Origin of the sequence: Halobacillus sp. A1 (assembly GCF_024189295.1) — a bacterium.
Taxonomy (GTDB): domain Bacteria; phylum Bacillota; class Bacilli; order Bacillales; family Halobacillaceae; genus Halobacillus_A.
Window position 1 is genome coordinate 84123 of record NZ_JAIZEN010000013.1, and the last position, 21917, is coordinate 106039.

General features: G+C 40.8%; 25 protein-coding genes. 14 read left to right on the forward strand and 11 right to left on the reverse strand.

What is annotated here, in order from left to right; genetic code table 11:
• Nucleotides 1-7: 7 nt before the first annotated feature.
• Nucleotides 8-514 (reverse strand): GNAT family N-acetyltransferase, encoded by a 507-nt coding sequence (locus LF817_RS14025; protein ID WP_253936428.1) that lies wholly within the window; start codon nucleotides 512-514, stop codon nucleotides 8-10.
• Between the two features lie 93 nt (nucleotides 515-607).
• Here LF817_RS14025 and LF817_RS14030 point away from each other — a divergent pair, with 93 nt between their 5' ends.
• Nucleotides 608-1159 (forward strand): sugar O-acetyltransferase, encoded by a 552-nt coding sequence (locus LF817_RS14030; RefSeq protein WP_253936429.1) that lies wholly within the window; start codon nucleotides 608-610, stop codon nucleotides 1157-1159.
• A gap of 86 nt (nucleotides 1160-1245) precedes the next feature.
• Nucleotides 1246-2001, forward strand: coding sequence for a type I methionyl aminopeptidase (gene map, locus LF817_RS14035; protein ID WP_253936430.1), 756 nt, complete (start codon nucleotides 1246-1248; stop codon nucleotides 1999-2001).
• Nucleotides 2002-2041: 40 nt separating this feature from the next.
• Here the strand turns inward: map and LF817_RS14040 are convergent, their stop codons facing one another.
• The 4 genes from LF817_RS14040 to LF817_RS14055 all read right to left on the reverse strand — a co-directional run bounded on the left by LF817_RS14040 (nucleotide 2042) and on the right by LF817_RS14055 (nucleotide 4564).
• Nucleotides 2042-2242, reverse strand: a complete 201-nt coding sequence (locus LF817_RS14040) for a cold-shock protein (RefSeq protein ID WP_079529279.1) — start codon at nucleotides 2240-2242, stop codon at nucleotides 2042-2044.
• Between the two features lie 247 nt (nucleotides 2243-2489).
• On the reverse strand, nucleotides 2490-2690 hold the full coding sequence (locus LF817_RS14045) for a cold-shock protein (protein WP_253936431.1): 201 nt from the start codon (nucleotides 2688-2690) through the stop codon (nucleotides 2490-2492).
• Nucleotides 2691-2865: 175 nt separating this feature from the next.
• Nucleotides 2866-3723: a hypothetical protein gene (locus LF817_RS14050; RefSeq protein ID WP_253936432.1), complete on the reverse strand. Its 858-nt coding sequence runs from the start codon at nucleotides 3721-3723 to the stop codon at nucleotides 2866-2868.
• Nucleotides 3724-3739: 16 nt separating this feature from the next.
• Entirely contained in the window at nucleotides 3740-4564 is an 825-nt protein-coding gene (locus LF817_RS14055; RefSeq protein ID WP_253936433.1) for an alpha/beta fold hydrolase, read from the reverse strand.
• A 95-nt stretch (nucleotides 4565-4659) separates the two neighbouring features.
• On the opposite strand from LF817_RS14055, the gene LF817_RS14060 reads away from it, so the two are divergent.
• Nucleotides 4660-5433 carry a cobalamin-binding protein gene (locus tag LF817_RS14060; RefSeq protein ID WP_253936456.1) on the forward strand — a complete coding sequence of 258 codons (774 nt, stop codon included), beginning with the start codon at nucleotides 4660-4662 and terminating at the stop codon, nucleotides 5431-5433.
• A gap of 21 nt (nucleotides 5434-5454) precedes the next feature.
• On the opposite strand, the gene LF817_RS14065 is transcribed toward LF817_RS14060, so the two are convergent.
• The gene (locus LF817_RS14065; protein ID WP_253936434.1) at nucleotides 5455-6288 is read right to left on the reverse strand and encodes an MBL fold metallo-hydrolase; all 834 of its coding nucleotides are present in this window, start codon (nucleotides 6286-6288) and stop codon (nucleotides 5455-5457) included.
• 107 nt (nucleotides 6289-6395) lie between these two features.
• On the opposite strand from LF817_RS14065, the gene LF817_RS14070 reads away from it, so the two are divergent.
• Nucleotides 6396-6920: a GNAT family N-acetyltransferase gene (locus LF817_RS14070; protein ID WP_253936435.1), complete on the forward strand. Its 525-nt coding sequence runs from the start codon at nucleotides 6396-6398 to the stop codon at nucleotides 6918-6920.
• 679 nt (nucleotides 6921-7599) lie between these two features.
• Here the strand turns inward: LF817_RS14070 and nhaC are convergent.
• Nucleotides 7600-8979, reverse strand: a complete 1380-nt coding sequence (nhaC, locus tag LF817_RS14075) for a Na+/H+ antiporter NhaC (protein ID WP_253936436.1) — start codon at nucleotides 8977-8979, stop codon at nucleotides 7600-7602.
• Nucleotides 8980-9383: 404 nt separating this feature from the next.
• On the opposite strand from nhaC, the gene LF817_RS14080 reads away from it, so the two are divergent.
• The 4 genes from LF817_RS14080 to LF817_RS14095 all read left to right on the forward strand — a co-directional run bounded on the left by LF817_RS14080 (nucleotide 9384) and on the right by LF817_RS14095 (nucleotide 11528).
• Nucleotides 9384-10073 carry an AzlC family ABC transporter permease gene (locus tag LF817_RS14080; RefSeq protein ID WP_253936457.1) on the forward strand — a complete coding sequence of 230 codons (690 nt, stop codon included), beginning with the start codon at nucleotides 9384-9386 and terminating at the stop codon, nucleotides 10071-10073.
• A complete protein-coding gene (locus LF817_RS14085; protein ID WP_253936437.1) occupies nucleotides 10070-10363 on the forward strand; it encodes an AzlD domain-containing protein in 294 nt (97 codons plus the stop codon). The genes LF817_RS14080 and LF817_RS14085 overlap by 4 nt, the downstream gene beginning before the upstream one ends.
• Nucleotides 10364-10422: 59 nt before the next feature.
• Complete coding sequence (locus LF817_RS14090; protein WP_253936438.1) at nucleotides 10423-10899, forward strand: hypothetical protein; 477 nt, start codon at nucleotides 10423-10425, stop codon at nucleotides 10897-10899.
• 98 nt (nucleotides 10900-10997) lie between these two features.
• The gene (locus LF817_RS14095) at nucleotides 10998-11528 is read left to right on the forward strand and encodes a GNAT family N-acetyltransferase (RefSeq protein ID WP_253936439.1); all 531 of its coding nucleotides are present in this window, start codon (nucleotides 10998-11000) and stop codon (nucleotides 11526-11528) included.
• Nucleotides 11529-11593: 65 nt separating this feature from the next.
• Here LF817_RS14095 and LF817_RS14100 read toward each other — a convergent pair whose 3' ends face one another.
• The gene (locus LF817_RS14100) at nucleotides 11594-12472 is read right to left on the reverse strand and encodes a cation diffusion facilitator family transporter (RefSeq protein WP_253936440.1); all 879 of its coding nucleotides are present in this window, start codon (nucleotides 12470-12472) and stop codon (nucleotides 11594-11596) included.
• Between the two features lie 450 nt (nucleotides 12473-12922).
• Between LF817_RS14100 and wrbA the strand changes: the two genes are divergently transcribed.
• The 3 genes from wrbA to LF817_RS14115 all read left to right on the forward strand — a co-directional run bounded on the left by wrbA (nucleotide 12923) and on the right by LF817_RS14115 (nucleotide 15190).
• Nucleotides 12923-13531, forward strand: a complete 609-nt coding sequence (gene wrbA / locus LF817_RS14105; RefSeq protein ID WP_253936441.1) for an NAD(P)H:quinone oxidoreductase — start codon at nucleotides 12923-12925, stop codon at nucleotides 13529-13531.
• A 334-nt stretch (nucleotides 13532-13865) separates the two neighbouring features.
• Complete coding sequence (locus LF817_RS14110; RefSeq protein WP_253936442.1) at nucleotides 13866-14108, forward strand: IDEAL domain-containing protein; 243 nt, start codon at nucleotides 13866-13868, stop codon at nucleotides 14106-14108.
• A 248-nt stretch (nucleotides 14109-14356) separates the two neighbouring features.
• Nucleotides 14357-15190, forward strand: coding sequence for a M15 family metallopeptidase (locus tag LF817_RS14115; protein ID WP_253936443.1), 834 nt, complete (start codon nucleotides 14357-14359; stop codon nucleotides 15188-15190).
• Nucleotides 15191-15515: 325 nt separating this feature from the next.
• Here the strand turns inward: LF817_RS14115 and LF817_RS14120 are convergent, their stop codons facing one another.
• Nucleotides 15516-16136, reverse strand: a complete 621-nt coding sequence (locus tag LF817_RS14120; protein ID WP_253936444.1) for an NAD(P)-dependent oxidoreductase — start codon at nucleotides 16134-16136, stop codon at nucleotides 15516-15518.
• Nucleotides 16137-16229: 93 nt separating this feature from the next.
• On the opposite strand from LF817_RS14120, the gene LF817_RS14125 reads away from it, so the two are divergent.
• Nucleotides 16230-17525 carry an MFS transporter gene (locus tag LF817_RS14125; RefSeq protein WP_253936445.1) on the forward strand — a complete coding sequence of 432 codons (1296 nt, stop codon included), beginning with the start codon at nucleotides 16230-16232 and terminating at the stop codon, nucleotides 17523-17525.
• Nucleotides 17526-17547: 22 nt separating this feature from the next.
• Here LF817_RS14125 and LF817_RS14130 read toward each other — a convergent pair whose 3' ends face one another.
• Nucleotides 17548-18456 (reverse strand): zinc dependent phospholipase C family protein, encoded by a 909-nt coding sequence (locus tag LF817_RS14130; RefSeq protein WP_253936446.1) that lies wholly within the window; start codon nucleotides 18454-18456, stop codon nucleotides 17548-17550.
• A 313-nt stretch (nucleotides 18457-18769) separates the two neighbouring features.
• Here LF817_RS14130 and fumC point away from each other — a divergent pair, with 313 nt between their 5' ends.
• Together fumC and LF817_RS14140 are read left to right on the forward strand one after the other, a co-directional pair.
• Nucleotides 18770-20158, forward strand: a complete 1389-nt coding sequence (fumC, locus tag LF817_RS14135) for a class II fumarate hydratase (RefSeq protein WP_253936447.1) — start codon at nucleotides 18770-18772, stop codon at nucleotides 20156-20158.
• Nucleotides 20159-20277: 119 nt separating this feature from the next.
• Nucleotides 20278-20478 (forward strand): alpha/beta-type small acid-soluble spore protein, encoded by a 201-nt coding sequence (locus LF817_RS14140; protein ID WP_253936448.1) that lies wholly within the window; start codon nucleotides 20278-20280, stop codon nucleotides 20476-20478.
• Nucleotides 20479-20545: 67 nt separating this feature from the next.
• Here LF817_RS14140 and LF817_RS14145 read toward each other — a convergent pair whose 3' ends face one another.
• On the reverse strand, nucleotides 20546-21643 hold the full coding sequence (locus tag LF817_RS14145) for an ABC transporter ATP-binding protein (protein ID WP_253936449.1): 1098 nt from the start codon (nucleotides 21641-21643) through the stop codon (nucleotides 20546-20548).
• Nucleotides 21644-21917: the final 274 nt, after the last annotated feature.

A 21917-nucleotide genomic window follows, 5' to 3' on the forward strand; every position in this document is an offset into this window, starting at 1 on the left:
TTTAGTTTCATGGGGATAGGAATAATGTCATCCAATGTTCATCTAAGTAGCCATTCTGAACCTTGATTGCGCGATGTTCAGTGCCATACACCGTGAAATCCAAACTCTCATACAATCTAATGGCGGGTTTATTTTCAGTGACTACGGCAAGCTGAAGCACTTCGATAGAGGAAGTCAGGGCGTGCTCGATGATTGTTTGGATGAGCTGTTTAGCTATCCCTTCTCTTCTATGTGAAGATGTAACATACAATCCTACTATGGATCCTTTATGTAAAAACTTCGGATGGCTTTGCTGAACAAGTGTAACGATTCCTATTAGTTGATCTCCATCAAACGCCCCAAAAGTCGCCGATTCACTTGAGTCGAGTCGTTCAGCTGTGGAATTCAGCGGGTCTGGGCGCTGCTTTTCCTGCTCATATGTTGTAATAAAGGCCTCCGGATTAGTAAGTAGAGCCTCTAGCCTAAGCTCACGGTAAGCTTTTGCATACTCACCTGTTAATTGTATAATCTCCATCACAATTCCTCCTTCTGATTGTACTAAGGTTAGCGAATCAGTATGATAAAGTAAAGGAAGATGGCAAATTCAGAGAAAATAGGTGACTTTCATATGACTGAAAAAGAAAAAATGTTAGCAGGCCAACTGTATAAAGCGTGGGATGAAGAATTAGTGCATGAGCGGATGAGGGCGAGCCAGCTTTTGTACAATTTTAACCAATCCAAAGTTACCGAAGAACATTACCGCGCGCAAATTTTGCAAGAGCTGCTGGGATATTCAGGAGAGGGAACTTACATTGAGCCTTCTTTTCAATGTGATTATGGATATAATATCAAAGTGGGCGATGGCTTTTTTGCAAATTACAATTGTGTTCTTTTGGATGTTTGTCCGATAACAATAGGTGATCGTGTGCTGTTCGGTCCTAATGTACAAGTCTATACAGCTACACATCCTTTGAATAAAAAAGAACGGGCAAATGGTTTAGAATCGGGCAGGCCGATTACAATAGGTGATGATGTGTGGGTGGGAGGAAGTGCGGTCATAAACCCCGGTGTCTCTATTGGGGAGGGCGCGGTGATTGGTGCTGGAGCTGTTGTGACAAGAGATGTTCCGCCTGATGTATTTGTTGGAGGAAACCCAGCTAAAATAATTAAAGAAATATAAGGTGGCAGGGTGGTCGCAAGCGTGTTTTTTCGATATGATACTAGGTGGCTTAAACTTATTTGTAAGGAACAAGGGGGTTCGGCATTATGATCAAAAGAAAAAGTAAAAGGGAAATTGAACTCATGCATGAAGCAGGTAAACTGCTGGCTAATGTTCATAAAGAATTAAGAAAAATGATAAAACCAGGGGTAACCACTATGGAAGTTGAAAGGTTTGTTGAAAACTATTTAGCTGAACATGGGGCGACAGGAGAACAAAAAGGTTATCAAGGCTACGAATTCACTACATGTGCTTCAATAAATGATGAGATTTGTCATGGTTTTCCTAGAGATGAAAAGTTGAAGCAAGGGGATATCGTCACGATCGACATGGTTGTCAATCTAAACGGAGCGCTTGCTGATTCAGCTTGGACTCACCCGGTTGGTGAGATAAGCGAGGAAGCTGAACAATTATTAGAGGTAACTAAAACGTCCCTTTATAAGGCGATTGAACAAGCAAAGGTCGGTAATCGTATTGGAGATCTTGGGCATGCCATCCAATCCTACGCAGAGGGTAAAGGATATTCTGTAGTTCGTGACTTTACAGGACATGGCATAGGAGAAAGCATTCACGAAGATCCATATATTCCTCATTTTGGAGCGGCTGGCAAAGGAGCTCGTTTAAAAGAAGGTATGGTTATAACTATAGAACCTATGATCAATATTGGTACGTATGCCAATAAAATGGATGAAAACAACTGGACAGCACGAACACTTGACGGCACCTTATCTGCTCAATATGAGCATACGGTCGCTATAACTAAAGACGGACCATTGATATTAACAGAGCAGGATACAGAATAAAACAAAGAAAAAAGCTCCCATTAAGGGAGCTTTTTTTATATTATGCTTTTTGAACGTTAGCAGCTTGAGGTCCGCGTTGACCTTCTTGGATTTCGAAGTTAACAACTTGTCCTTCTTCAAGAGATTTGAAACCTTCTTCTTGAATTGCAGAGAAGTGAACGAATACGTCGTCTTGACCTTCAACTTCGATGAATCCGAAACCTTTTTCTGCGTTAAACCATTTAACTGTACCTTCTACCATGTAGAATACCTCCTGCGTGGATCTAAATCCACATTGTATTACTATTCTTGCTCTTCACAATCAAGACGAAAATTACTTTGAAGCAACTTCTTTCTTTGATTCGTATCCGAACAACAATAACTAAGTTTAGTATAACAAATTCCCAAAACAAATGAAACCGTTTAGCGAAAAATTCTTATAAATATTCAAGTATATTCAATACTTAAAATCAAAAAGACTCCCATAGAGGGAGTCTGATAAAGCATACTTACGCTTTTGTAACGTTAGCAGCTTGTGGTCCACGTTGACCTTCTTGAATTTCGAAGTTAACAACTTGTCCTTCTTCAAGAGATTTGAAACCTTCTTCTTGGATAGCAGAGAAGTGAACGAATACGTCGTCTTGACCTTCTACCTCGATGAAACCGAAACCTTTTTCTGCATTAAACCATTTAACTGTACCTTCAATCATGTACAATACCTCCTGCGTGGATCTAAATCCACATTGTATTACTATTCTTGCTCATCATATTCAATCAAGACGGAATCACTATTACGCTATCTTCTCTGTTATGAATCTTATCGAACAACAATAATTAATTCAATTATAGCAGATAATATGAGAATTGCAAATGCCTATAGAAAATTTATTCGTTCGATCGAATATATTTCGCTTCCTCCATCACCTGATAAAGAGTTTGTTCAACTATTTTTAGGATCTGCTCTTCCGGAATGGTTAGAAGACTAGCTAAACTGTGTCCTTTTTCCAACAAATGTTTGATGGTTCTCCACCCTACAAAGCTGGCTTCATTTGTGTACCCTGAAGCCCCCGTCCCTTTGGTAAATGAATAAACCGCTTTATAGTCGGACCGTCGCAGGTGGGGCAGAAGGTTCATCATGATCCTTGTAGGTTCGCGGCTGCATTTACTTAACCATGGGTAAATATTCAAGCTAAGATAGTCTTTCGGTGTAACCCAATCTGCAGTGTGAAGAGCTAACCCTTCTAAGTAAACAACGTGAGCGACATCATTAAGTGATCGAGGATTAAGCTTAGTTTGATTCAGGTAAACGGTTTTAGCCAATTCGTTAACTAAAAGGATAGGCTTCCACTCGATTTCTATAGGAAAATATAATGTGTAAGCATCGTTGGATTCTTTTTCTATGAAAGGATCTGTTTCAAAATCTCCAATGAAGAAGACTATAGAAAGCTGCATAGGTTCAAAAGCATTTAGACTTTCACGTATCAAAGAAATGTATTGAAAGATTTCTTCCTCATCCACCAGGAAACTTTCTATGGTTGGCAAGGCCCGCTCATACTTAGGGAATGCCTGTTCAAGCATTTCTCTGGCTAATTGTTCTTTCGGGTCTTCTTTCATGTAAGGGTTGAAACCATAGTGCTTTTTCCAGGCAGAGAAGCGATCATTTTCATTAAAAGAGTGCTGGGAAGCATGGTGATAAAAAGATAGGAACTCGTCTTTATAATGGGTTATCTTGATGGCGTCCACTTTTATCCTCCTTCATTCATTGACTAATGAATTCTAGTCGTTTATTCCAAACTTGGGCAGCGTTTTCGCCTATCCATATGAGATGGCTGTCTGATTTCACCTCATAAATTTCACATGTAGGTACAGTGGATTGAAGCAGGATTGCGTTCGAGTAATCCACGCTTTTATCCTTTTGCGTATACATGCCGAGAACCGGAACAGTAATTTTACTTAGGTCGGAAACAGTGTGATCGATATCCATAACGAATCCTTTACCGGAGCGTGAAGTTTGCAGCATATCATAAATAAAACGACGGTCATTAGGTGATAGTTTGTTCAAGTATTCATCTACAGGATCAGTAGTAAGTGAACTCATAATTTGCTTCATCGCCAGGTTAGGGGAGACTTTTAAAAGGGTGCGTACACCTTTCCATACAGCTTTTTCGCCTTTCCCGAACAACAGTCTTGCTTGTTTTTTTGTCTTCGCATTCCAAGGAGTCGTAAGTGCGGCTTCCATTATGAGCTTCTCAACGCGATGAGGGTGGTTTACGGCTAATGAAATGCCTGTCGGTCCGGCTGCTGAAATGGCTATGACCGTCACTCGATCTATTTGAAGGTGATCTAAGATTTCAATAATAGTCTCAGCAAAAGCCCCTGGTGTCCGGCCTGTGGAAGTCTCCGTAAGATCGTATCCAGGGCGTGAAATCGTTAGAAGTGAATATCCTTCATAGATCAAACTGTTGTGTGACAAGTCAGTATCCCTGCTGGAATGTCCACCTTTTAATAAAAGGATAGCAGGTCCTATTCCTGCGTAGGAATACTCCACCAAACCTTTAGAAGTATCGTACAAAGTTGCTGTCACACTGTTCACCCTTTCTATCTTTTTCCTTATTCTAAATATAAGCTATAATGGTTGAAAATGAAACATCAGAGGATTCTGAAAAATGAGGTGTTCCTATTCGAATTGTGTCGATTTGCCCAAGCAATACTGAAATTGTAGCGTATCTGGAACAAACAGAGTTGTTGATTGGTGTCGACAATTATTCTGATTTTCCTGAAGAGGTGAAAAAGCTCCCTAAGCTGGGGCCTGATTTATCCATTGATATAGAGAGGATTGTCTCGTTACAGCCTGATCTTGTGCTGGCGTCATTGAGTGTCCCAGGGATGGAAAAGAATATAGAAGGTTTAGAGGCTCATAACCTTCCCTACATCATACTCAACCCTAATTCCCTAGGAGAAATTGCTGAAGATATAGCCAGAGTAGGGGAAGCCATAGGAGAAAAGAAACTGGGGATAGAAAAATCTGAACAATTCAGGCGTGCAATTGAGGCGTATCGTGAGAAAGCTTTAGATAAAGAAGAAAGACCTTCCCTTTACTGGGAATGGTGGCCGAAGCCTATATTTACTCCGGGACGGGCAAACTGGCTTTCAGAAATAAGTGAGCTGGCTGGTGCATACAACATTTTTCGAACAGAAAAAGAAGCAAATGTGAAAACAGATTGGGATGAAGTTAAGAAGAGGAACCCAGAACATATTTGCATGGTTTGGGTAGGAGTGAAGGAAGAGAAGATGAATCCTGAACTCATAAAAAAACGTCCGGGCTGGAGCAATATGACTGCTGTTAAGAATGAACATATTCACGTATTAGAAGAGTCTTTATATTGCCGGCCAAGCCCTCGCTTATTAGAAGGCTTAAGCAAACTAACTGAAATTCTTGATGAGCTCCAATAAAAAAAGGCCGTGCGTCGGCCTTTAGTGTAATTTACTTTGGTGTTTGGGGATAGCTAGCTCTTTAAAATTCAATGCAAGTTCTAAGAGTTGCTCTTGAAATAATTCCCCTTCCATAGGAAGTCCGTGCCCGGTTAAAGCCGTCCTGGGGTTAAGAGCGGCTAGCTTCTTGACAGATTTTTCTGCCTCAATCCAATTAGGTGTGAAATAAGCAGGAGGACCGTGAACATGCTGGTGTTGAATAAATACGGCCATACTTGATTCTTGTTTTACGGTAATAAAAGCGTCTCCAGATAATAAGGTCCCATCCATATTTCGGAAGAAGGAAACATGTCCTGGAGTGTGTCCTGGAGTATGGATTGCCCTCCAGTGTTTTAGGTGGGGGACGGTTCCATCGTCAGGCAGAGGATGTACCCAATTGGACAGATCTACAGGTTTTGTAGGGTAAAAAGGGGAAAGAATAGACATCAATCCGCCGCCTACTGTCGAATCTCCAACTGGATATGACCTTTTACCTGTGAGGTAATCCATTTCAAAGGGGTGGGCATAAATACGTACATCGTAATGCTGAGCAAGTTTTTTAGCTGACCCGACATGATCGAAGTGGCCATGCGTAAGTAAAATAGCTTTCGGGGCAATGTTTCCAAACCTTTTTTCTGCCGCTTCAATAATTCTTTTTGCGTAATGACCTATCCCACAATCCACCAGCACCCAGTCCTCTGTTCCTGGTTCACCGATGAAGGCCACGTTCACCATCAAAGTTCGGTAATAAGCTACATCAGCTAAAATTTCTTCAGCGACCGCGTGTTCCATATCGACCATTTCATCTTTTACCTCTTCAAATGGTTCTTGATTCATAGATCCGCACACTCCTTTATGTGGTAATAAATATATAAATAGTGTGAGTGCAGGAGGAGTGTTCTATTCGTGATCGTCAAAATAAAGTCCGGAAAAGAGTGTTTGAAATGAAGGTTAGAGAAGCAGTAGCAGGGGATGCCGAAGCCATAGCAAAAGTAAGTGTAGATTGCTGGAAAACAACGTATAAAGGTATTGTACCAACGACCTACCTGAAAAATATGTCATATGCAAAAAGATATAAAAAATGGAAAAAGCAAATTTTAATAGAAGATGTGCAAACTTATGTGGGACAAAAAGAGAATGGAGAGGTAGTAGGTTTTTGTGATGGAGGTCCTGTAAGGAAGGAAAACTTGCACGAGACTTTTGAATTGTATGCCATTTACATTTTAGAAAAGGCACAAGGTCAAGGTATAGGGAAATCCTTACTCTATCAGTTGGTATCGGATATGACCGACAGGGGTTATAAACATATGATTGTATGGGTTCTTGAGAAAAATGACTACCGCAGGTTTTATGAAAAGCTGAAAGGACGGTTATATGGCAAGGATGAAATCACTTTAGAGGGAGAAAGGCTTCCTATGGTCGCTTACACGTTCTCGGATTTATCTGCTTTGAGAAAGAATTTATTATAGGGCAGGGATAGCCACCTGCCTTCATTGTTGTGTTTTTTCATAATAGAATGATTGGATACTACATTAAAAGACCTATGTTTAAGGTGGTTGTCGATATTGATATAAGTGAGTTATTCAACAATATGGCAGGGTAGTGGAAGACTTGATTTCGAGACATTGGGTGAGCGGATCAGGGCGGCGGGGAATGGCTCGCTTTCCGTGGGAGCGCGGTGAGCTTCCTCGGACGTTTCGTCCTGCGGGATCTCACCAAGCACTCTCTTCCCACAGGAGTCTTCACCATTCCCCGCCGCCCTTACTAAAGATGTGCTTCTCGAAATCTTAAACTTCAGTTTAGTTATAAAACCTGCCCGTTAAGGTAGTTCAAAACATCTTTACATACCACAGTCTCGCAAGTTTTCACTCAAAAGCAGTTATTTTTTAAGTGAACCACTGCATTAGATGTTTCTGTTACCCTCACAAAAGCAAGAAGGTCCTGGAAATTGCGAGACTCCTATGGGAGAACAGTACATGGTGAGATCCCGGAGGGCGTTAGCCCGAGGAAGCTCACCGTACGCCCATGGAAAGCGAGTCATTTCCAGGACCTTCAAGCACTATTATTAGTCACGGAAACCGTACCGAAACTGAGTCTTCAACATAAGGGAGTCTAATGAATATCAACTTGGAAATTTATCAGTTCCTTTTATTTAGAAGATGGAGTCAGCGTTTTTCCGGTGATGCCATATAAAATGGTCAGCAATGGAGAAAGCAGACAGAAAAAGGCGAATGGAAGGTAGACTAATACAGGGACACTCAATACGTCTGAGAGGAAAACACCGCATACACTCCATGGAACAAGCGGGTTGATTACTGTACCAGCATCTTCTAATGTTCGGGACAGGTTTTTCCTCGCTAATTTCACTTTTTCATAAAGCTCCTGATAAGCTTCTCCTGTTAACAAAATAGAGAGGTACTGCTCCCCGATTGCAATATTAATTCCAATCGCAGTCAAAGCTGTCGATAGTGTAACGGACTTTGCTGAATTCAGGGAATGCTGAACTTTTTCTAAGATGGAGGGAATGACTCCTGTTACAAAAAATAGCCCGCCTAAAGATAATGCTAAGAGAACGAGAGCGATCGTAAATAACATATTGTTCATTCCGCCTTGCGTCAGTAACTCGTTTACTACTTCATTACCCGTTTCGTGAATGTAACCCCCAAACCAAGTATTCCATAACTCACTCCAAGGCATCGTCCCTCTTACTCCTGCAATCAGAGTAGCTGTAACACTGGTAACCGCTAATGAGAGGAAAGCAGATTGTTTACTTATCGTCAACAATACTAGTAGTGCAAAAGGAATCCATGAACTCCAATGCAAAAGGCCGGTAGTTTGCAGGCCATCTTGCACGGAGGACAATTCACCACCGCCCATTCGTGCTGCAGGTGAAAGAATAGCAAATAATACGAAACTAATGATAAAAGCGGGGACTGTGGTCCATGCCATGTTCTTAATGTGATCGAATAAATCAACGTGTACAACTGTTGAGGCTAAATTGGTTGTGTCCGATAATGGGGACATCTTATCTCCAAAGAATGCACCTGAAACAACAGCTCCTGCGGTTATTGCAAGCGAAAAGTCAGTAGATTGTGCCGCTCCAATTATAGCCACACCTACGGTTGCTGCAGTAGTAAACGAACTGCCGAGAGCTACACCTATAATAGCTGTTATTGCGAAGGCAATGGCATAAAACCAGGGCCCGCCTGTTAGTGCGAAAGCAGTATTCATAAGAACCGGGATCGTTCCACTAGCCATCCAGCTCGATATTAAAATACCAATCAAAAAGAATAGCAGTACAGCCCCTAACCCAGTTTGAGCTCCCTGAACCATTCCATTCTGCAAATTAGGAAATGACATTTTTTTGAACAAGCCATAGGTGATCATAATAAATATACTGAGCAGAAGAGGAATGTGAGGTACACTTTCCAAATCTATGATGAAATATCCGATGATCGTCATGATAAGAATTATGATAGCTGTGGATTCAAGAAACCCTGGCAGCTGCTTTGGTTTAAGATGAAACATATGAGTACCCCTTTTACATATATTGAATTTCGCCAATTGTAAAACCATAGACGAAGCAAAACGGTGTGCCTTGATGTGGCCCATGTTATAATTTACGAGCATGAAACTTCCGATTAGCAGGAATTCCAATTTTTCACTTGAACGCTTTTATGTGGTGAAGAGACAGGTGTAATATTAAAACACGGTATGATGAATGTCAATTTATTATCAACCTTAATTGAATGTTAAATATTAGTATGAAAACTCCCTTATCTTGAAGTCTTTGTTATCATTATTAACTCTATAACTCGTTTAACATAGCTTACTTTTACAAGTGAAATTAATCTAGATTTGAAAGAGAGGAGTAACGTCTTTTGAACAATACTCAATCCATACATATTTTGAAATCTGAAAGTAGATTACACATGGCCAGACGTGGCGCCGCTGCTGGTGTCCCGATTGTACTTGGCTATTTGCCTGTGGCTTTGACATATGGTGTCTTAGCCGGACAATCAGGGATGTCGATTTCAGAGCTTACTCTAATGAGTGTTTTAGTGTTTGCTGGTGCTGCTCAATTTTTAGCAGTCAGTATGATCGCAGCAGGGACTGGAGCCATTGAAATCATAATTGCTGCGTTTGTACTGAATTTCAGGCACTTTGTCATGAGCTTGTCATTCATGAATCGTTTAAGGGAAATCACACTTCGGGCTAAGCTGCCTATGTCACTAGGGTTAACAGACGAGACATTCACGATGTCTTCTTTACATAAAAAAGAAGCAAAACAAAAGTACGGCGCCTATTTCTACGCTTCTTTAATACTAACTGCTTATCTTTCGTGGGTCGGAGGTTCGTTCGTTGGAGGGGCATTAGGGGACGTTATCCCTTCCAGACTGAGCGAAAGCATGGGCGTTGCACTTTATGCTATGTTTATTGGACTTCTTATCCCTTCTGTAAAAAAGCATCATCGAATTGTCTTTATTGCCCTTATTGCGATGACAGTCAATTTTATCTGTCAAGCTTGGGGGATGAGCGAAGGGTGGTCAATAGTAGCCGGTACTCTTTTAGGCGGCCTTAGTGGTGTTTGGATTTTAGACGATGAGGGGGAAGATATATGATTATTTGGGCAATTATCGGTATGGCGGTTGTGACTGCGGTACCAAGAATACTGCCGGCTTTCATTGTGGACTATGTTCATTTCCCTAAATGGGTGGATCGTTGGTTGAATGCCATTCCTTATGCAGCACTCGGAGCATTGATCTTTCCGGGGATCTTGACCGTTAAGCCTGAAGCTCCCCAAATCGGTGTCATTGCAGGTATGGTCGGCATTTTGCTTGCATGGCTGAACTTGAACATCATAATAGTCATCATGGGTGCGATAGCCTCCGTATTTTTAATGACTTTTTAGCACGCCCGCCCAGTCCTGGCATAACGTATATTGAGACTTCACGAAGGGGATGGATCGTTATGCACAGACAAAATGGATTTCCTGGGTTCGGCCCAGGCGGACCGGGTGGATTGCCCGGATTTGGACCTGGTCAGGGTGGCCCTGGCGGCTTCCCAGGGTATGGTCCCGGTCAAGGGGGCCCGCCGGGCGGCTTTCCGGGGTATGGTCCCGGTCAAGGGGGGCCAGGCGGCTTCCCAGGTCAGCCTGGCGGTGGATCACCTCAAGCCCCGCCTTTTTCAGCGGATCAGCTGCCTCCGCCACCTAGTTCTCCTCCTGCTTCAGCTCAGGGAGCGGAACTTTTCGCAGTAGACCCTGGATCTCTTTATGGCTGCCTGTACCGTTATACGTGGATTCGTTTGAACAATGGTCAACGCTTTTGGTTCTTCCCTGTTTTCATAGGTAGGACTTCAGTCGCAGGCTATCGATGGCGACCTAATCGCCGTCGCTGGGATTACTTTGGAATCGATACGAATCGTATTGCCAGCTTCAGTTGTTAACCTTATTAAAGTGCTTTTATCAAAGGGTATCACAAGCGCGATACCCTTTTTTCTGATAAAATATAATCATGACCTAGGGGAAAAAGGGGAAGATAATAATGGCACACGTGAGAGCCGCTCAGCTGGAGGATGCTGAACAAATTGCAAATATCCACATTAAAAGCTGGAAATCTACATATAAAGATTTAATAGACGAGCAAGATATGAGTAATATCACGTTAGAGAATAGAATGGCTTTGTGGGAAACTGTGTTAAAATCTCCTATTAACGGGCAAGTTGCCTTTGTGATTGAGAATAATAAAGGGGAAGTAGTGGGATTTGTTTCCGGTGGGAAGGAACGGACGAAGAATTATACCTATGATGGGGAAATTTATGCCATTTATTTATTGGATGAGTACCAGAGAATCGGATACGGAAGCTGGCTTCTCAATTCATTTGCACAGGCCATGAAAGCCGCTGGTTATCAGTCTTTGCTTGTATGGGTGTTGACTAGGAACCCGTCTGCTAATTTTTATAAAGTATTAGGAGCCAAACCGGTAGAAGCAGAGGAAGTTACAATCGGGTCGGGTACTTATGAAGAAACGGCATACGGGTGGAATGATATTAATGATTTGTTAGACAGATTATGATCCCTTCATTGTAAAAAAAGCTGTCAACCTTTCCTGGTTGACGGCTTTTTTAGTGAGCAGAAATTTTATTCATTTTTATTATCATAAGGTTCTATATGGATATGAGCATGATAAATGTGCAGCTCTTCTTCTAATATCTTTTCTACTTCATCAGTAATCACATGGCCTTGTTCGATAGTAAGACTTGGGTTTATGTGTATTGTCGCATCTACAAGGGTCTGGTTTCCTTGCAGTCTGCCTTTTACATCTTTTACAGCCCATACGTCTGGGTGGGCTTCGATTAATTTACGGATCGATTCAATTTCTTGTTCATCGAACCCATCAGTCAACCTGTGACTCGCGTCATAAAAAATATCCCATGCTGTTTTACAAATTATAATTCCCACAATCAAACCGGCTAAAGGATCGAGCCAGTAAATACCGAGCTGAGCCCCAAAGATTCCTATCGCCGCACCGACACTTACAAGCGCGTCAGATTTATTATCTTGAGCGGCTGCATAGAGGGCGTTGCTATTTACTTTACTGGAGAGGTTAATATTATATTTATAAACCCCGAACATAATTGCAGCTCCAGTCAGGGCGGTCCATGCTGTTAAAAGTGAAGGCTCAGAAACTTCTTGATTAATAATGTCCTGGAACGTACCGAAGATTACTTCTAATCCTATGGTGACCATAATAAAAGCAGCGATTAATGAGGCGATCGTCTCAGCCTTGAAGTGCCCGTAATGATGATCTTCATCTGGAGGCTTTCTGGAAATTTTCAAGCCGATGAGAACAGCCACAGAGGCGACAATATCTGTCGTATTATTTAAACCGTCCGCACGTAAAGCTTCAGAATTACCGATTGAAGCAACGAACAATTTTGTCACTGCAAGAATCAGGTATGCAATAATACTGACCCATGCTCCGCGCTCTCCTCTTTTTAAATTTTCATATTCTCCCATACTTCTTTCCTCCGCTCTCTAACTTTAAAGCATGGTTAAGCTTACCAAACCCTATGTATTTGGGTCTAGAGAAAAAAAACTACCCTGATTCACATCCCTTGGAGATGGTAAGGTTATTTGCGTTGGCTCAACTCCTTACGTATTCCAGGGAAGGGCTTCATAATTATATATTTACCCTCCGTAAGATGAAATATAAGGGGGAGGATTATTTAAAAGAATATCCCTAAGGAGAAAGTGCACAATAATAAATTATTTCCTAGTGTCGCTTCTTAACAGTAAGTCCTCCCCTTGACATTAATAATGGAGTTCACAGCACAACATAATCTCAATCTCGAGATTCTTAGTTTTGAATAAAAAAAGAATGGGTATATGTATCGTGTATTATGAATAAAGACGAGGTTACAATAAGCCGGAACGATTCATAACACCAACTAAAGGAGAGATTTATGCATGGCTGATGTAAAATTAGCGATCATTTATTACAGTTCTACCGGAACGAACTACAAGATGGCTCAATGGGCAGAAGATGCTGCAAAGAACGCAGGTGCTGAAGTTAAATTAGTACGCGTTCCTGAATTGGCACCAATGGAAGCGATTGAACAGAATCCGGCATGGAAAGAACACTACTTGGCAACGAAAGATAAAGTGGCTTTAGCTACAGTGGAAGACCTCGACTGGGCAGATGCATTTATTTTCAGTTCGCCTACCAGGTTTGGAACGCTTCCGGCTCAAACTAAACAATTTCTTGATCAAGCAGGCGGTCTTTGGGCGCAAGGCAAACTTGTGAATAAGGTTGTCAGCGGCATGACTTCAGCACAAAACCCGCATGGTGGCCAAGAAGCCACACTTCTGAATTTGTACACGACAATGTTTCACTGGGGTGCAATTGTCGCTTCTCCTGGATACTCAGATAATTCAATTTTTTCTGCAGGCGGGAACCCATACGGCACTAGTGTGACGGTGGATGGGGAAGGAAACATGAAAGAGGACGTTGAAGGAGCTGTACGTCATCAGGTGAACAGAACATTGGAAGTGGCCCAAAAAATCGTAAATGGCTAATACTTAAATCTAAGATCCCGTATCCAGGGATCTTTTTTGTCTCTTTTCAATCATTATGAGTTTTTTATAGATGTTCCTTATAGGAAAGAATGGTTTCGGTGATTGTCAGCAGGTAAGATGGATGAGAAAAACGTTAACTTTACATAGATTGCAAACAAAAAATTGAGCGGGGTATGCAAAACAATATGTTCTAAAAAAAATAAATGAGCGTAAATGGCTCTACAGAGGTTTATATTCGACCTTTCCTGGGAATTATATAACTAAATATTCAGAATATTATTGCGTTATGCTTCAAAATGCTTCATAATGAAAAAAAGCAATAGGGGGTATTCTCATGAGAAAGCAAAAGCTAATATATGTGCTACGTCGTGATCCTGGATTCAGAAATCGTGAAATCACTGCCAAAAGAGAATTGTCCTTTGGAATTAAGCTAGCCTCGAAACTGCTTCTAGACCAACTATGTTTTCAGTTCAATAAAGAAAGATTGGACGAAAAGATAAATTTAGCGATTGATAACAACGATCGTGAAGAGTTTGAAAGATTAAGTCAAAATTATAAATACTACACTTTGAAATAGATGTACAAAATGCCGCTCATTGTGAGCGGCATTTTTTTTATGAACCGGTTAAAACTCCTTCTTGATTTGCCGTTTCTCATAAGATGCGTAGTATGGAAGAATGATTTTGCTCTCTATTTTTAGAGGCGTGTGTGTAGATGGAAAAGCATGTCATTCCCACGTTTAACATAACTGTTTATTTTGTACAGAAAGATTTATATAATGTTATAGTTATAAGGACTATTTTACAATTAGGAAGGTACTTAATCATGCGAAGAAAATTAACAGTTATTTTAATATCTTTAAGCTTTTTATTGACTGCTTGTTCAGTAATGGACACTACAAATGAACCAGAAGCTCCACAGGAAGAGCAAACTCCTGAAACAAATGACGAGGCAGAAGAAAATGGGGAGGATGAAGCGTCGTCAAATGAGGAAGGAGAATTGAAGAATGAAAGTGAATATGCGAATGCTTTCGCAGAGAATTTGGATGAACGAGAAGATGAAGATGGACTTACTGTTATCCAGGAACCGGATATTAAAGAGGTGGTAGTCAATAAAAACCGCAAACTTCCAGAAGGCTATGAACCGGATGAATTAGTTGTGCCAGACGTTCGTTTTCCATTTGATGATGATCATCCGAAAAAGTATATGCAGCCAGAGGCTGCTGATGCCCTGGAACAGCTTTTTAATGCGGCGGATGACCAGGGATTAGATTTATACGCCACCTCTGGATACCGTTCTTATGAAAGACAAAAAACGATCTATGAAAACAATGTGGCGGACAGAGGTCAAGAGGAAGCCGACAAGTTTTCTGCCAGACCTGGTACGAGTGAACATCAGACGGGGCTTGCAATGGATGTAACGTCCCCTGAGATGGAATTTAGATTGGACCAGAGTTTTATTGATACTGAAGAAGGACAATGGCTGGCAGACCACGCCCACGAATACGGTTTTGTTATTCGGTACCTTGAAGGCACTTCTGATATAACAGGTTATGAATATGAACCATGGCATTTAAGGTACATCGGTAAAGATTTATCAGCAGAAGTACACGAGAGTGGGGGAACTTTAGAAGAATTTTTTGGTTTCTACCCCGAATAATACATGTGGCCGGCTATAAAAGTCTAAGAAGCGGACTTTTATAGCCGGCCTTTTTTCTCTCCTAGTCTTAATTAAATAGCAGGGTTCACATTCGCTTATTTTACTTGAAGACGGATTTCGTCGTTTCAGGAACGAAACTGCTTTTCCATGGTTACAAGCAAACTATGATGATACTCCTCTGTCATTGGGCACTTTTTTCAATTTGCTCGATCGGATTGAATATGAGTGATTTCCAAACACCTATTCTCCCGCCAAATCTCTAGGGATAGCTCTATAACATTCGTGTCATAAAAATGAATAACTCTAATGCTTTGTTTTTAGTTGGTCAATAACTTAAACCTACTCTTGTATAATGGAATTCATTTTCCTTAATTTCTTTAAAAGCAAAAAGGGCGGTATCTTTCACCGTTATACGGGTTCCCCCTTCCGGCAGGAAATTTTCCTCGTAACGCACCTCTCCTTCGTTCTCACCATCTGGTAAGTAGGTAGGGCATAGGATCACCCAGTCCAGGTTACTTTTAGCCAGACTTTGATAAACCTTCTGATGTTCCTCAGCAGCGAAAGTAGATCGTCGTTTCGACTCCTTGGATTGATATCTATATTTCCCTTTTTCAAGCCTGCTGTTCAAAATACCTGCGGTCCCCACGGTAATGATTCTGTCGATTCTATGGCTGATCGTATGTTCTATAATAAGGGGAATGGCCCTGGATAATGTATCCGTTTTGTCCGTACTCAACGCACTGAAGACGAGATCACACCCTTGAATTGTTTTTTCTACATCTTCGCTGATAGTTGCGTCACCCTCAATTAAATGAGCACCGGGAATCAAGGATTCAGCTTTTGGTAGATCTCTAACGAGTGCCTTTATTTCCCAGCCTGCTTGTAAAGCAAGCTGAACTACGTTAGAACCAACACGCCCGGTTGCACCGAATACTGCAATCTTCATAAAAAAAACTCCTTATAATATAAATATTTTCTCTATTTACACGTATCTTTTGCTAAGCTGATTATAAAACAATTAGGAGATGGGGAGAGCCTTATGAAAAAGAAACCTGTGTTGAGCTGGGTCTTGTATGATGTCGGAAATTCAGCTTTTGCAACGACCATCATGGCGGCAGTTCTGCCTATATTTTATTATGATGTAGCAGCCAAAGGATTAGATGAATCTTTAGCGGCGAGCTACTGGGGATATTCCCAATCTATTGCCGTTTTAATCGTCGCTCTTCTAGCACCAATCCTTGGGGCGATCAGTGATTATTCTGCAGCTAAAAAGAAATTCCTGATGTTCTTTGCTTTTATGGGGATGATCGCAAGTGTAATGCTCGCGTTTGTGGGTGAAGGCGGGTATCTTCTAGCTTCCATTTTATTGATTGTCGGAACGATAGGTTTTTCTGGAGGCAATGCTTTCTACGATGCTTTTTTGCCTGAAGTGTCGGAAGAAAACAATATGGATAAGGTTTCTTCGTGGGGGTTTGCGTTCGGTTACTTGGGTGGAGGCATTTTGTTAGCGATCAACTTACTTATGATCATGAAATACGAATGGTTCGGACTTCCTGACACCTTTGCTGGCACCCGGCTGGCTTTTATTTCCGTAGGGGTATGGTGGTTTATTTTTTCCATTCCGCTTTTTAAAAATATCGTGGAAGAAAAAAAACATACTTCCAAAAGAACGAAGTCCTTTGTCAACATAGGGTTCAGCCGGGTAACTCATACATTTAAGGAGATAAAGAAATTTAAGCAGCTATTATTATTCTTAATCGCCTTTTGGCTTTATAATGACGGCATTTCCACCATTATAAAAATGGCTACCATTTATGGCAGGGATATAGGGATAGACAGTAACTCCCTCATCATTGCCCTATTGATTACTCAATTTGTAGGTATACCCTGTACTTTCTTTTTTGGATTTTTGGCTGGCAAAATTTCAGCCAAAAAGGCTCTGACTTTCTCTCTGTATATATACTTAGCAATTGTAGGACTTGGTTACTTTATGACGTCCGCTCTTCATTTTTATATACTTGCTATATGTGTCGGTCTCGTGCAGGGAGGGGCACAATCCTTAAGCCGTTCGATTTTTGGAAAAATGGTGCCTGGAGACCGGCATGGTGAATTTTTTGGGTTTTACGGCATTTCTGCTAAGTTTTCAGCTATTTTCGGACCATTTGCTTTTGCATTAGTCGGCCAGTTGACTGGCTCTAGCCGCTTAGGAATATTATCTCTTATCGTATTTTTTATTGCCGGCATCGTTTTATTGAGATTTGTAGACATAGATAAAGGAAAAGAAGAAGCGGAAGCGCAGACGAACCCGGAACTCGAACCTGTCATAAAAACATAAAACAAGCAGGAAGGCCTGCTTGTTACACTATCGGAGAAGCATATTTATTAACTGCTTTTAAAGATAAAGGCAAACCTGTATCGTAGGATATATTTTGAACCATGCTCTTAATTGTTTCTAGACGAGCGTGTGAATCTTCACTCCAATAAAGAAGGATTTCTTTATAAAGGGCGTAAGCTTCTTCTAATGCCTGGGCATACAGCTGCTCAAATGAAGCTCTTCTCACTTCATTGGTTGCGGAATGTCTCCACATAAGCTGTTCCATGTTCAAGTAATCCTTGTCATCAATTATAGGACGGTGAGAAAAAGAAGAAACTGCAGAGCCAAGCAGTTTATTTTTATAGCCATATGGATCGAATAAGACTCGTTGGGCCTTTACTATATCTTTGAAAGATTTTTTGATGAAAGAAGAAGGCACATCAAGGTCGTAATGGTTCTCGATACAGGGTTTCAGCCATGATTCTATTTCCTCAACTGTTTGATCCGACAAGTTGATATGGGGGTGAACCGGTGTCAGCCAAGTGATGAGCCGGCGGTGCTTTTCCATCATAATTGTATCAATAGCAACCTCCAATGCTTGATGTTTATTCCCTTCATACCCTGATTTATAATGGATATAAGGGTGAGTGATCCTATCTAACATATGATGACTGACGAAACCAAGGATATAAGCTTGAGAATTATGTTTTCGAGACTTTCCCCGCTCAATCATTTCAATTAAGAAATCACCGCAATTCATTGTATGTAATTGCATACCTGCCTCGGGGACACCGTGATCGCTTGCTTTCGGCCAAAAATTATAATAGAAGAATGGATCTGGACCTTGAGCTCCTAAATATAGAGAACGTTCTGAAGTAGCCAAAAGATCCTCTCTTTCTAATTTTAAACAAAGATCTTCTGCAAATAAAATGTGTGTCCAAATATTTGGCATAATGATTTCACCTCCATCTATAGTTTACTACACAAAAAAGAGCCTACCCAGGCTCTTTTTCTAAACCATTACCCATTTGAAAAGATCAAGCAAAAACAGCTTAAGCTCTCCAACCCTCCTTAGTGGAAAATATGTAGGACTTTCTGTTTCTGCCTCCTTTCTTATTGTTAAATTTATAATACACTAAAGTTAGAATAATGTAAATACTCTGATTATTTAAATTTCGACATAATCGAATGGGTTGTTAATGATTGTTTGTTAGAAAATTGATACAATTATAGTTGGAATCTTAGTTCAAAAAGGGAGGATCTTCATGGATTATCGAATTGAAAAAGACACATTAGGTGAAATTAAAGTCCCAAACGATAAATATTGGGCAGCCCAAACACAGCGCAGTAAAGAGAATTTCCCGATTGGCCAAGAGAAAATGCCGACAGAAGTTATTGAAGGCTTTGCGATTTTGAAAAAAAGTGCGGCCATAGCTAATTTTGAATTAGGATTATTAGAAGAGAAAAAAGCAGAGGCTATTGGTTATGCGGCTGATCTTATCATAAGCGGGGACCTGGAAGAACATTTCCCATTAGTGGTATGGCAGACCGGCAGCGGCACCCAGTCAAATATGAATGTTAACGAAGTCATCGCTTATGTAGGTAATAAGTGGCTGGCTGAGGAGAACAGCGATTTGAAGCTGCATCCCAATGATGACGTCAATAAATCCCAAAGCTCGAATGATACGTACCCTACAGCTATGCATGTTGCTGCAGTCCGTAAAGTGGAAGAAGTATTGCTTCCGGCCGTTTCTCAATTCAAACAAACACTAAAAGAAAAAATGGAAGCGTTTCAAGACATTGTGAAAATCGGTAGGACCCACCTTCAGGACGCGACTCCGTTGACATTAGGGCAGGAAATCAGCGGCTGGCACCGTATGCTAGAGAAAACAGAAAATATGCTCATTGAAAGTACAAAGTATGTAAAAGAATTGGCCATTGGCGGTACAGCTGTAGGCACAGGCTTAAACGCTCATGTCGATTTTTCCAATAAAGTCGTCGACCATATCAATAAAGAAACGTCCAATACGTTCGTTTCAGCACCTAACAAGTTTCACGCTTTAACGTCCCATGATGAACTTGTTCACACTCATGGAGCGGTCAAAGCTTTAGCTGCTGATGTTATGAAAATTGCCAATGATGTGCGCTGGTTGGCTAGTGGCCCTAGATGCGGAATTGGCGAAATCACTATTCCGGCAAACGAACCAGGCAGTTCCATCATGCCGGGAAAAGTAAATCCGACACAAAGCGAAGCTATCACTATGGTAGCTGCCCAAGTTATGGGGAATGATGCCACCATTGGATTTGCCGCTAGTCAAGGAAATTTCGAATTGAACGTTTTCAAACCGGTCATCGCTTACAATTTCCTTCAGTCCTCCCAGCTTCTCGCTGACAGCATTGTTTCATTCGATGAAAGATGTGTAACTGGATTGGAACCTGATCATGAACAAATTGAAAAATACTTACGGGATTCATTAATGCTTGTGACGGCGTTGAATCCACACATCGGTTATGAAAATGCAGCAAAAATCGCTAAGACTGCTTTTGAAAAAAATCAAACACTTAAAGAGACTGCTGTTGAATTAGACTTGCTGTCAGAAGAACAATTTGAACAGTACGTAGACCCTAAAGCTATGACAAAACCGAATTCTTGATTGATTTTATTTAGCCATGTTCTCAAGCCTTAAAAAATACCGTTTATTACCAATTAAAATTTGTGATAAAAATTAAAGGCAGTGCTCATACTACTATCACACACAGGAGGTGAGACAACATGGCTAACAACAGTTCAAACAATCTAGTTGTACCTGGAGTACAACAAGCTTTAGATCAAATGAAATACGAAATCGCTCAAGAATTCGGAGTACAGCTTGGTGCTGATTCTACTTCCCGTGCTAACGGTTCTGTAGGTGGAGAAATCACTAAACGTCTAGTACAAATGGCTGAACAACAGTTCGGTGGACAACAAAAATAAATAAATTGAAAGAAGAGAAAGGGTGCGCCCTTTCTCTTTTTATATTTCTCGAAGTTATAAGTGATTTTTATTCTAACTTGATTCTTTGTTCGGTTATGGCATCAAAAAAGTGAGCCTTCCCCAAATCTAAACCTAAGGAAAGCCGGCCTCCTGCATGAATGTCATCTCTAGACTTTACGCGAGCTACGAATTCCTGACCGCCCATACTTGCATTTACATATGTTTCGGATCCCATCAACTCCGCTACTTCAACGTTCACGCTTATTTTGTTGTGCGGCTGATTATTTAGAACTGTATCCTGGAAATCTTCAGGTCTAATACCCAGGATGATATTTTTTCCGATTAAATTTTGTTTTTCCAATGCTTGGAGCTTATCTTTCGGAATAGATAGTTTGGTTTTTTCCATTTTAAAATAACCTTCTTCAATCCGTCCATGAAAAAAATTCATAGCAGGAGAGCCTATAAAGCCGCCGACGAATACGTTCTCCGGCATATCATATACTTCTTTAGGTGCTCCGACTTGCTGAATGAAACCATCTTTCATTACGACTAGTCGGGTAGCCATTGTCATTGCTTCAGTTTGGTCATGTGTTACATAGATAGTTGTTGTTTTAAGACGTTGGTGCAGCTTTTGTATTTCTGTTCTCATCTGAGCTCTTAATTTTGCTACAAGGTTAGACAAAGGTTCATCCATTAAAAATACTTTAGCATCACGTACGATGGCTCTACCTAACGCTACACGCTGTTTTTGACCACCGGATAGAGCTTTTGGTTTACGGTCAAGCAGGGCCTCTAAACCAAGGATTTTAGCAGCTTCCTGGATTCGTCGGTCAATTTCTTTTTTATCCATTTTCTTTACTTTTAAACTGAATTCTAAATTTTTATATACGTTGATATGAGGATAGAGGGCATAATTTTGAAAAACCATAGCGATGTCGCGATCCTTAGGTGGAATGTCATTCATACGGATGTCGTCAATTAAGAAGTTCCCTCCTGAAATAACTTCAAGGCCTGCAATCATGCGTAGTGTTGTAGATTTCCCGCATCCAGAAGGACCGACAAACACTACAAATTCTTCATCTCCAATATGTAAATTGAAATCTTTTACAGCTTTGAATTTTTTGTCATAAATCTTTTCTACTCGATCCAGGACTAATTGAGCCAAAAGAACCACCTCCAGATAATATTCAGTATTTTCTGTATATTAGCAGTTTAGCTTAGAAGGTGAGGGAGGTAAATGTAAGGTATGCACAAACCCTTTAGTGTTAATTTGTACATATTGTCGGTGCATAAAAAAGCAGCCTCATTTTGAGAGGCCACTGAAAAAGTCCATGATAAAACTAAACACGCATCCTTTCTTTGAAAATCAAAGAAAGGATGCGTGTTTTCTTGTATAATGAAAGAACTACATAAAAGTGAGGGATTCGATGTTAGACCGA

Coding starts and splice junctions, on each gene's coding strand:
- LF817_RS14025 (WP_253936428.1), bottom strand. CDS start 514: ATGGAGATTATACAATTAACAGGTGAGTATGCAAAAGCTTACCGTGAG.
- LF817_RS14030 (WP_253936429.1), top strand. CDS start 608: ATGACTGAAAAAGAAAAAATGTTAGCAGGCCAACTGTATAAAGCGTGG.
- map (WP_253936430.1), top strand. CDS start 1,246: ATGATCAAAAGAAAAAGTAAAAGGGAAATTGAACTCATGCATGAAGCA.
- LF817_RS14040 (WP_079529279.1), bottom strand. CDS start 2,242: ATGGTAGAAGGTACAGTTAAATGGTTTAACGCAGAAAAAGGTTTCGGA.
- LF817_RS14045 (WP_253936431.1), bottom strand. CDS start 2,690: ATGATTGAAGGTACAGTTAAATGGTTTAATGCAGAAAAAGGTTTCGGT.
- LF817_RS14065 (WP_253936434.1), bottom strand. CDS start 6,288: ATGAATCAAGAACCATTTGAAGAGGTAAAAGATGAAATGGTCGATATG.
- LF817_RS14070 (WP_253936435.1), top strand. CDS start 6,396: ATGAAGGTTAGAGAAGCAGTAGCAGGGGATGCCGAAGCCATAGCAAAA.
- nhaC (WP_253936436.1), bottom strand. CDS start 8,979: ATGTTTCATCTTAAACCAAAGCAGCTGCCAGGGTTTCTTGAATCCACA.
- LF817_RS14080 (WP_253936457.1), top strand. CDS start 9,384: ATGGCCAGACGTGGCGCCGCTGCTGGTGTCCCGATTGTACTTGGCTAT.
- LF817_RS14085 (WP_253936437.1), top strand. CDS start 10,070: ATGATTATTTGGGCAATTATCGGTATGGCGGTTGTGACTGCGGTACCA.
- LF817_RS14090 (WP_253936438.1), top strand. CDS start 10,423: ATGCACAGACAAAATGGATTTCCTGGGTTCGGCCCAGGCGGACCGGGT.
- LF817_RS14095 (WP_253936439.1), top strand. CDS start 10,998: ATGGCACACGTGAGAGCCGCTCAGCTGGAGGATGCTGAACAAATTGCA.
- LF817_RS14100 (WP_253936440.1), bottom strand. CDS start 12,472: ATGGGAGAATATGAAAATTTAAAAAGAGGAGAGCGCGGAGCATGGGTC.
- wrbA (WP_253936441.1), top strand. CDS start 12,923: ATGGCTGATGTAAAATTAGCGATCATTTATTACAGTTCTACCGGAACG.
- LF817_RS14110 (WP_253936442.1), top strand. CDS start 13,866: ATGAGAAAGCAAAAGCTAATATATGTGCTACGTCGTGATCCTGGATTC.
- LF817_RS14115 (WP_253936443.1), top strand. CDS start 14,357: ATGCGAAGAAAATTAACAGTTATTTTAATATCTTTAAGCTTTTTATTG.
- LF817_RS14120 (WP_253936444.1), bottom strand. CDS start 16,136: ATGAAGATTGCAGTATTCGGTGCAACCGGGCGTGTTGGTTCTAACGTA.
- LF817_RS14125 (WP_253936445.1), top strand. CDS start 16,230: ATGAAAAAGAAACCTGTGTTGAGCTGGGTCTTGTATGATGTCGGAAAT.
- LF817_RS14130 (WP_253936446.1), bottom strand. CDS start 18,456: ATGCCAAATATTTGGACACACATTTTATTTGCAGAAGATCTTTGTTTA.
- fumC (WP_253936447.1), top strand. CDS start 18,770: ATGGATTATCGAATTGAAAAAGACACATTAGGTGAAATTAAAGTCCCA.
- LF817_RS14140 (WP_253936448.1), top strand. CDS start 20,278: ATGGCTAACAACAGTTCAAACAATCTAGTTGTACCTGGAGTACAACAA.